This window comes from Sedimentitalea nanhaiensis DSM 24252, assembly GCF_000473225.1.
In the GTDB taxonomy this organism is placed as follows: Bacteria; Pseudomonadota; Alphaproteobacteria; order Rhodobacterales; family Rhodobacteraceae; genus Sedimentitalea; species Sedimentitalea nanhaiensis.
Window position 1 is genome coordinate 1 of sequence record NZ_KI421510.1, and the last position, 8,721, is coordinate 8,721.

Genomic DNA, 8,721 nt, shown 5'->3' on the forward strand with positions numbered 1-8,721 from the left:
CAGCTGAATCAAGCAGGGGCAAGGTTGCACATGGGTCAATTCTCAATGACAATTTCTGCAGTTGCCGGGTCAGTTCTCAGTGACAATCAACAGACCGGCCCAAAAGTCGGGCGAACGCGCTGTTCGACGGACCGAGATGAACCTGCCTGTTCTCGGAGAGCCGTTCCTTTTGCTGGAGCGAGATGGTTCGCATCTTGTTGATGCTGTCGACAAGTTCATTCCCGTAGAGGTTTTTCTTGACCTCAAACACCGCCAGGACGTCAGCGATCGGCCATTCCCACGTATCCGTTTTTGGGAGCTGACGACCACGGTCCCCTTTGACGAGCATTGCGTCGGTTTGATGACTGTGTTTTCCGTCAACACCGATGACAAAACCGTCGACAAGGCGAAGATTGAGCTCCTTTGGAATCGCCCGTTGAACAAGCTCACGGGTGAGGCCCTCATACATATCACCAATCGTTGGCGCGTGTTGCACCGATTCCGCGGCGAGAAGTTCTGCTTCCTTTGCTTGGAGCTGCTCAAGAAATTCTGCAAATGATGTGATCATAACGCGCTCACCGCCCAAACAACGGCTACATGAAGAACCGGAACTGGTAAGGTGCCTTTCCAAGGCCGGGCATTCGTTTGACGACCCGTGCAAGCACCTTGGCGTAACTCATCGTCACCGGGAGCTGGTCGTAGAGGCCGTCATTGTTCCAGTTCATTTTGGACAGCGCCAAAGCAGACCGTGCGGTGTCATCCCACGGCCCGTGGCCAGCATGACGCACAAGCCTGATCGGTCTTGGTGTGCTTCTTGAACCTTGAAAGTAAGAGCCAGAGTTATTGATGCCGGCGACATTGCCATGCATCCACAAGAGGCACTCGCGTGGTCCAAGACCCAAAAGTGAACCACGATCGACCGGATATCCTGCAGGCGCTCCCTTTCGATTAGCGCCTCTTGGCGGGTCAATCTTCGCACCCCGCCACGGAACGTCTTCAACGATTTGAACCAGATCGACGGCTTCACACAGGTGCAGTGCTTCCATACAACCGTCGATCTCTTCGAACTTAAACTCCGTCGATTTGTGGACGATAACACGCCGAGGTGTTCGTCCTGCGTGTCTGCGCCGATAGAGGTCAAGAGAGCGTGTCATGACCCGGAACATTTCGTTGCGAGACAAGAACGGATTATCGCGCTGCACATCAACCTCGTTAGCGTCATAGGCTACGAACTCTAACCCCGCACCATCGCCGTCGAAAACTTGACTGCAGCATGTCACAAAGCGAGGTTTATCAGATTCGACGGGCCGTACTGCATAGGAAATCCCGATGTAAGCCGTATCTGGATCTGAATCAGCCAGCTTCCAAGGAACGCCACCTGCCTTTGCATAGAGTGCTAAGCCAATACGCCACATGACACTTGCTTTGTGGGGGTACGCCAGCGCTCTGTCCTCTCTAACAAGCTGGATTGGAAGCCGTCGCGCTGCGCTTGCCGCCTTGAGGTGGTCGTGCAGATCAAAGTCCTCATCAGTGTTGCCGAAGAAACCGGCCGACCACGATTGCGGAACATAGATGAAGATAACATCGAAGCGCTCACGCATTGCGTCGAGTGCTTGCAGCGCCCGTGTGAGACGCGACGAGAGGACAATATGCGGTGTGCCGGAGTCAGTCATTTCGTGCTCCAATCGCTCATCCAATTGGATATGGCACCCTTTTTCAGCTGCTCGCATATTGAGGTTGAACACGCTTCGAAATCCCGGCCAAGGCGGAAGATAATCTCGCCGTTCAGTAGGATCGAACTTGCTGTTAAGTGCCTTCATGAAGTCATAGAGACGCTGGCTTTCTCCCGATGGGGAGATTGTCGCCACGCGGATTGGGTCTGGGACAAGGCCAGCCGAATACGGGCCGTATCGCAACAGTCCTCTCAAGGGGTGTGTATCGACGTCTCCAGCATGATCGGGATGAAACGACAGGCTGGGTTCAGGGAACCAAAGATGCGGCGAAACTTGGCTTGTCATAGGCGCGACCGGTTTGAGAAAGCGGTGGTTGTTCCGAGTGTGAAAGAGGCGTTAACTCCGGTCCTCACGTTGAGGGCACGAAGCTCTCGACCCTCGGCCGAGAGCAAATCACCCCAAAAAGAAACAAGTTCATTGAGCGGTCTGTTGTATCGTCTCACGCTTCGTTCACGTGAGAAATCCGTCGCGGCAGCGCGATTTTCTTCGGTCACACCTTCCAAGAGTGTTCGCGGTTCAAAGACGAGCCATAACTTGTCGTCAGCCCATTCGAGCCTTACGATAACGCCCTCCTGCCAAGTCAAATCAGCTTGTGCTGGCACGCTACCTGAAAGGCTGCCGACGACACGCTTCAGAGGGGCCCATCTTTCGTCTGTAACATCTGCTGGCTTTAGAGAATCGACGCTGCGGTGATGTTTTATTGTGAGACCATGTTCTCTCGCCAAAGCCCGCGAGATAGCTTGCTTGAGCAAGCCTCGTTCCTGACTGTCGTAGCGGAGGCGGCGTGTTTCGATTTCATGGAGATCGAACTCTGTAATACTGACGTTTGCGAGGGCGGCGCGGACATCGCTGTCAGAACCGAACGCGAGAACACCCTTTGCAGATCGTGTTGCAAGGACATCAACTCCCGCGGCACTTACTGCTTCCGCTACCTCTTTATACCCGCCGATATTGCATTCTACACGCCGACAGATTGTCGGTAGAGATTTCACCTCCAACGCATTAAGCCGAATAACCGGATAGCCCCGTTTGCCTGAAATGCGGGGCGGCGCTGAAACTACAGAACGTTCTGAGGCGAACTCGTCCAACTGTGTTGTGTCTAGATCTGGAATGAGGCGCACGAGGTCACGCAGAGACTCATCAAAGTTCTCAACCCGGACAAGTCCGCCATCGACGCCCTTTTCTGAAGCAGCTGATAGAAATGAAGATACTCTGTCGAGCGGATCGCCTTCGCCGCGATGCAGCCAGAAAATTCCGCTGGGAAAGGGTGAGGCATGTTCCAGCGCTTCCTCAAGAGTGTTCATGATCGACTCATCACGTCCGCTGTACCCCGCGATTACCAAGCCGGAACGGGTGCAAGTGCCGACGAGAAGATCGCGAAGTGTCGCGTCTTGTTGGCGAAGCTCGTCTCCAGTGTTCTTGAGGCGACGTGACCGGAAATCGCCGTGCAGTTTTATTTCTGCGGGCCAGCGCTCACCGTTGATTGTCTCGCGACCGATGCCAGGCGCATCGAGTGCCACGGTCGTTAGATTGCCAGTGCCACCAAATACCTTTGCGCAACCATCCGCGACAAGGGGGTCGAAGTTGGTCGTCCAGACAAGCTTGGTATGCCCAGCTTTCATGAGGGTCGCCAGAGCAACGTGTCCGAAAGATGGTTTGGCCCCAGAAATCTTCGCATCTATGTAAGTTCGCCGGTCTGCTTCGCTTGGATATACTGCCTCAAAAAGGACGGCATATTCCTCTGGCGAGTCTGGGTCCGGAAACGCCTCCTGACCAGCTATGAAATCCTGAATCTGCCGTCGGACCGCTGGGTTCGAGAGGTCTGCTACCGTGTTTAAGGCGACGCGCCGCTGACTGACATATAATTGCTGTTTGAATTCCCAGATCATGTCCCATGCGGTTGGGATCCCCGCTGACGCCGACGTGCCGGCACCCAAGAGCCACATGAGCTTTCCTGATCGCATCGAAAATCGGCGGGCGAAGTCATCGGCCTCTACAACGGGATACGCGCTATTGGTCACTACTTCATCCATACTCTCTGCCATTCGCGAAACTCGGATGGTCGCACCTGGAACCGCGCGAAGTTCCCCTCGTGAAGACCGAGAAGCTCATCTTCAACCACAGTCGCGAAGATTTCTCGATCCTCTGCTGCGATACCCTCTGCAGACAACTTTTCGATCTGGCGTGCAGCTTCACTGCGTCCAAGCTTCGAGCGAATAATTTGAGCCACAGCGTCGCGGATTTGCGTGCGATACTTCAATCGAAACGGATCCGGTTCCCCCAGAGACTGCCTGACGGCAGCGTATTGGGCTGCGGAGCGTTCATAGGCCCAAAGAAAGACGTCCCTGAGAAGAGCCGTGTCGTTGAGTTCGTAGACCCCTAGAACAGCGTCCGTGTAGGCGCGTTGTGGCACGTCAGTGAATGCGAGTGGAGAGAGATTGCGTCGAATGAGGGGGATATTGGCGGCGAGACGCGAGACGCGTTTGTTCACGTCATCAAACGGTTGAAGATAGGGAATATGCACCATAACAAAGAAGGCTTGCTCAAACGGGTCTTCGATCTTCGAGGCCTTGGCAAGGAGCTGGTTGAAACACTCTTCAATCCTTTGGGGTAGCTCAAGTGGATGAAACGCGGACCTTTCTATGCCAACTGCGATATAGCGCAGGCGCCCCGAAGCGACTGGATCGGCCAAGAGGTTGTTTGAGAGAAGCGCGTGCAAGTTGAGAAGCGTGTAAGTGTTGAAGTCGACTTCCTCGACTGAGCCCACCAGAAACTCGATGGCGTCTTTGTGGTTAAGGATCATCTGAGCCTCAACATGCTCTCGTCCAGTGGCCTCCTCACCAAATTCGATCAGTCGCTTCGTATCGAGGAGCGAGTAGGTGTTGCCTTCCAAGCGGCTGGAGTTCCAGGCAAGATCAATCAGTAGACGATTGAGAATGAGTTTTGCGTAAGTACCGGCGGGCTGCGTGGACGTTTGTGGCTTGCCGATCCGTTCCAACCGTTCGCGATCCTCGTCTCCAAGATAGAAGGATGTGTTTGGCTGATATTGGTTCAGGAACTCTTGATTGTAACCGACTGGCTTGCGTGCCGCGACAGGCTTTTGGACGTAGTCCCGAATGCGCTTTCCCTCTTCCGACAAGGGAATGAGATCTCTATAGTCGAGTGCCTCGCCATCCAGTTCGGTCCTGGCCAGACTATTCTTAGTTGCCAGACGATATCGCGCCCACCTACCGCTGCCCTCCATATGTAGCTGTCCCTTGGCGACAAGCTGCTTCAGCCGGTATTGCAGGGTTCGGCGAGGGATGTCCTCCGTCAGTCTCTCAGCAATGCCAGGTGCAGCGATGCCGTCCGGATGACCGGCGACGACGTCGAGCAGCTCATTGAGGGCATCGTTCGGGACTTTGTTGGCCATCGTCGTCTTTCTTGCGCGCATGCTATAGACGCAACTATGCTGGTTTACGCGCAATTTTCAAGTATAGGCGCAAGAATCGCTTGTAGGCGCAACCATTGTTGCGCGTAGCAGCATGCACAACGAAGGCGGAAAACCGCGAGTTCGCCCAGAAAGGCCGCAATGGCAGACGATGACGACAGACTGATACAGGAGGTGCTCGCAGAACTTGGCAGGGACGCCAATCCAAGTCATATCGCTGAGCAAGTCCGCCGCCTGGATCGCGGGCTACCAGCAGAGGACGAGTTCATTGCCGTTTGCAGTTGGCTTGGCGAGACACGCCTGATCCACAAACTTGACCAGCACCAAGCGCCGAGTAAATCGCGTGAAGACTATCAGGTCCCCGATCTCCTCGCGATGTACGAAAATTCAGGGCCAGTGCTTATCGAGGTCAAATCGAAGAAGACCCCGACGCTTTCATTCAAACCCGACTACCTTGGACGATTGCAAGCCTATGCGGACGTCTTGCAGATGCCACTGCTCATAGCTTGGAAATATCACGGCATCTGGACGCTCTTCGAGGCGCGGCACCTCACCAAGGCGAAAAAGAACTTCAATATCCGGTATGAAGCAGCGATCAAAGAAAGCCTGCTCGGCATTCTCGCGGGGGATGTCGCCTATAAGATAGCGCCTGGAGCAGGTGTTCATCTACGCTTCAAAAAGGAGAAACTCCTCGCATCAGAAGAGACGGAGGATGGCCTAAACGAACAATGGCAGATGCGTGTCGATAAGGTCGGCTTCACTTCTGCAGGCGGGACACCTGCAGATGCACTGGATAACGATGTCACAACTCTTTTTACCACATGGGATTTGTCGGAGCATCAGGTTCATTCCGAGACCCACACCGAGATGCAGTTCGTCGCCGGAGAAGATGACGGCATGATGTTTGGCCATATGGCCCTGGTTCATCTGCTGAATTGGCCGCTTCAGGACGGCGAGCAGATCAATTGGAGGCATGCGATCAGGCGTGAATCTGTCGTCAGCAACATGACCAACTTTACTCAAGCCCTGCAACGTGCGCTTGAGCAGAAAGTGGTTCGCATCATTATCAACCAGCAACCCCTTAGCTGGCCGGAGTTTGTGCCTCGATGAACAGCGCAAACGAAGGCCCACACACGCTGAAGCTTCTGCCGCGGTCGCTCTTCGATCTCTACGCCCTTGCTTTGCCACGCGGTCATGGTTTCGGCATGCGGCCTCCCATTGGAGCGTGGCAAAGCGAAGATGGCATTGCCTACGGTGTCATCACCCAGCATGTGCAAACACCGGATTTTGGTGTCCTTGTCATGCGGCGACGGGTTGACGGCGTGTGGGTGGAGGTTGAGGCAGAGACCGGCATCGCATCACAGAACGCGGCCCTCGAAGAGTTGGAGCGACTACTTGGCTGCAATCAGCAAAAGGAAGCACTCCCAGCCAACACCGCCCCTCGGCCGGCATTGCACGACATAGGCAATCGTCAGCCGAGCAAGGTGTTTAGCGCACTGAGTACACCATCCCATCACGTGGCGGCTTGGACACTCAATCAGCTGTACCTAGCGATGCCAAATCCGGACAAAAACTGGGCTGGAGATTGCCAGACAGGCAACTTCCACACGCGCCTCTGGGAGGCGCAGCTATTGGCGAGTTTTCGCGAACAGGGTTTGCTCGTGGAACAGCCGCATCCTTCCCCTGATTTTCGGATCGAAAACCGCAAAGGCGGACCGGCGTGGGTGGAAGCCGTGACGGCCAATCCACCCGTCCCGTATGACCACGTGAACGCTGCACCGAGTGTCCAACCAGAAGCCCGTGAGGAGCTTTTCTTCGGTACAGCCGCGGTACGATTTGCCAAGACTTTGGGAAGCAAACTGCAGAAGGGCTATCATCGCCTTGCGCATGTCAAAGACATGCCTTTTGCGATTGCCCTCGCTGATTTTCACGCTCCCGCGTCGATGATCTGGAGTCGCGAAGCACTCGTGGGCTATCTTTACGGCCTAGGCGCAGAGCCAAAAGACATTGATGGTCAGCGAGTGGCTGTGCCGACTGAAAGAACCGAACTTCTGGGTGAGAACCCGTTTCCGGCCGGCCTGTTCACCGATGAAAGGCACGCTGAGTTGTCGGCTGTGATCTTCTCGAATGCGTGCTCTATCTCAAAACTGAGCCGGGTTCCGATCTCGGCGGGAGCGGACACCAAGGGCTTTCGCTACTTTCGGATCGGAAATTTTCTTGATCGAACACCGGGCGCGTTGAAAGGGATACCGTTTTGCCTCGATGTCACGAGCGATGAGTATCGATCGCTCTGGCCACAAGGTTATGAACCCTGGTGCGCGGAACTCGAGGTATTTCACAATCCACATGCTCGGCACCCACTTCCGGAGGCTCTGATCCCCGAAGCAACACATTGGGTAGAAGAAAACGGGGAAGTGGTGTGTCGTGCATTCTATGAGACATCAATTCTCTGGTCACAGACACGCATTCTGAACGAGGATGATCGCATCCCCACACTGGAAGACTTCTTGCCAGATCCAGACAGTCGTAGGTAATCGCGAACCCGTCAGGCGCTTTGCCCATCCTCGGTCAACTTGAGACGCTGGAACGCACCTTCCGGGAACAAGACATCGAAGACAGAACCAGCCAACAATTCGTAAGCGCCACGCTGATCCCCTCCTGCCGCGTTGAAGCTGGCTGTGCGAGTCCTGCTGTCGAGGTGAGACAGGATAGGACGGCAAAATGGACGTCTCTTTGGACGGCTCGACGGGTGGCTACGCGGGCAGGATCGAGGTTCTCGAGGGCCGGTCAGGCCGACGGTTTCGAAGCGAGGCGGAGCGGGCGCGGATCGCGGCGGAAAGCATGATGCCCGGAGCGAAGGTCGCCGACGTCGCGCGGCGGCACACGGTGACCCGCTGGCAGGTCTACGATTGGCGCAAGAAGCTGATGGCCGGCGCGCTGGCTTTGCCCGCCGAGACGGCTGACGCCCCGATGTTCGCGGCGCTTGTCGTTGAAGCGAAGCCGGCGGTGTTGATTGTCGCTGAGAACTGACCCGGCATTGTCACCGAGACTTGACCCACCCAGCTGTTATGTTCTTTGCGTCATGATGGCGTCAATGCTGCTGTCTCCTTTCGTTTCTTTTTCGCTGTCTCCGAGCTGGCCTTGAACCGATAGCTGTCATTGCCGGTCTCCAGGATGTGGCAGCGGTGGGTAAGGCGGTCGAGTAGCGCGGTGGTCATTTTCGCATCGCCGAACACGCTGGCCCATTCGCTGAAGCTCAAGTTCGTGGTGATGACGACGCTGGTGCGCTCGTAGAGTTTACTGAGAAGGTGGAACAACAACGCGCCTCCCGAAGCGCTGAACGGCAGATATCCCAACTCATCCAGGATCACCAAGTCGGTTTTCACCAGCGCCTCAGCGATCTTCCCCGCCTTGTTTTGGGCCTTTTCCTGCTCCAGCGCATTGACCAACTCAACCGTCGAGAAGAAGCGGACGCGTTTACGGTGATGTTCGATCGCTTGGATGCCAAGAGCGGTGGCGACATGCGATTTCCCAGTTCCTGGGCCTCCGATCAGCACCACGTTTTCGGTCCCATCCATG

Annotated in this window: 8 protein-coding genes; 3 read left to right on the top strand and 5 right to left on the bottom strand. The window is 55.5% G+C overall.

Annotated elements, in window-relative coordinates:
- Positions 1-76: 76 nt before the first annotated feature.
- From NANH_RS0123705 to NANH_RS0123720, 4 genes are all read right to left on the bottom strand, one after another.
- Positions 77-547: a DUF6602 domain-containing protein gene (locus NANH_RS0123705; protein ID WP_027264256.1), complete on the bottom strand. Its 471-nt coding sequence runs from the start codon at positions 545-547 to the stop codon at positions 77-79.
- Between the two features lie 25 nt (positions 548-572).
- Positions 573-1,847, bottom strand: coding sequence for an argonaute/piwi family protein (locus tag NANH_RS0123710; RefSeq protein ID WP_211237134.1), 1,275 nt, complete (start codon positions 1,845-1,847; stop codon positions 573-575).
- A gap of 146 nt (positions 1,848-1,993) precedes the next feature.
- Positions 1,994-3,745 carry an SIR2 family protein gene (locus NANH_RS0123715; RefSeq protein ID WP_027264258.1) on the bottom strand — a complete coding sequence of 584 codons (1,752 nt, stop codon included), beginning with the start codon at positions 3,743-3,745 and terminating at the stop codon, positions 1,994-1,996.
- A complete protein-coding gene (locus NANH_RS0123720) occupies positions 3,733-5,124 on the bottom strand; it encodes a Fic family protein (protein WP_027264259.1) in 1,392 nt (463 codons plus the stop codon). The genes NANH_RS0123715 and NANH_RS0123720 overlap by 13 nt, the downstream gene beginning before the upstream one ends.
- Before the next feature lie 159 nt (positions 5,125-5,283).
- Between NANH_RS0123720 and NANH_RS0123725 the strand changes: the two genes are divergently transcribed.
- From NANH_RS0123725 to NANH_RS0123735, 3 genes are all read left to right on the top strand, one after another.
- Positions 5,284-6,252: a PDDEXK family nuclease gene (locus NANH_RS0123725; protein ID WP_027264260.1), complete on the top strand. Its 969-nt coding sequence runs from the start codon at positions 5,284-5,286 to the stop codon at positions 6,250-6,252.
- Complete coding sequence (locus tag NANH_RS0123730) at positions 6,249-7,676, top strand: hypothetical protein (protein WP_211237135.1); 1,428 nt, start codon at positions 6,249-6,251, stop codon at positions 7,674-7,676. Before NANH_RS0123725 ends, NANH_RS0123730 begins: the two co-directional genes overlap by 4 nt.
- A gap of 187 nt (positions 7,677-7,863) precedes the next feature.
- Positions 7,864-8,172, top strand: coding sequence for a transposase (locus NANH_RS0123735; RefSeq protein WP_027264262.1), 309 nt, complete (start codon positions 7,864-7,866; stop codon positions 8,170-8,172).
- A gap of 50 nt (positions 8,173-8,222) precedes the next feature.
- On the opposite strand, the gene istB is transcribed toward NANH_RS0123735, so the two are convergent.
- Positions 8,223-8,721 (bottom strand): IS21-like element helper ATPase IstB (gene istB / locus NANH_RS27155; protein ID WP_036051532.1); only part of this gene is annotated, 499 nt, incomplete at its 5' end.

Coding starts and splice junctions, on each gene's coding strand:
- NANH_RS0123720 (WP_027264259.1), bottom strand. CDS start 5,124: ATGGCCAACAAAGTCCCGAACGATGCCCTCAATGAGCTGCTCGACGTC.
- NANH_RS0123725 (WP_027264260.1), top strand. CDS start 5,284: ATGGCAGACGATGACGACAGACTGATACAGGAGGTGCTCGCAGAACTT.
- NANH_RS0123735 (WP_027264262.1), top strand. CDS start 7,864: ATGGACGTCTCTTTGGACGGCTCGACGGGTGGCTACGCGGGCAGGATC.
- NANH_RS0123705 (WP_027264256.1), bottom strand. CDS start 547: ATGATCACATCATTTGCAGAATTTCTTGAGCAGCTCCAAGCAAAGGAA.
- NANH_RS0123715 (WP_027264258.1), bottom strand. CDS start 3,745: ATGGATGAAGTAGTGACCAATAGCGCGTATCCCGTTGTAGAGGCCGAT.
- NANH_RS0123730 (WP_211237135.1), top strand. CDS start 6,249: ATGAACAGCGCAAACGAAGGCCCACACACGCTGAAGCTTCTGCCGCGG.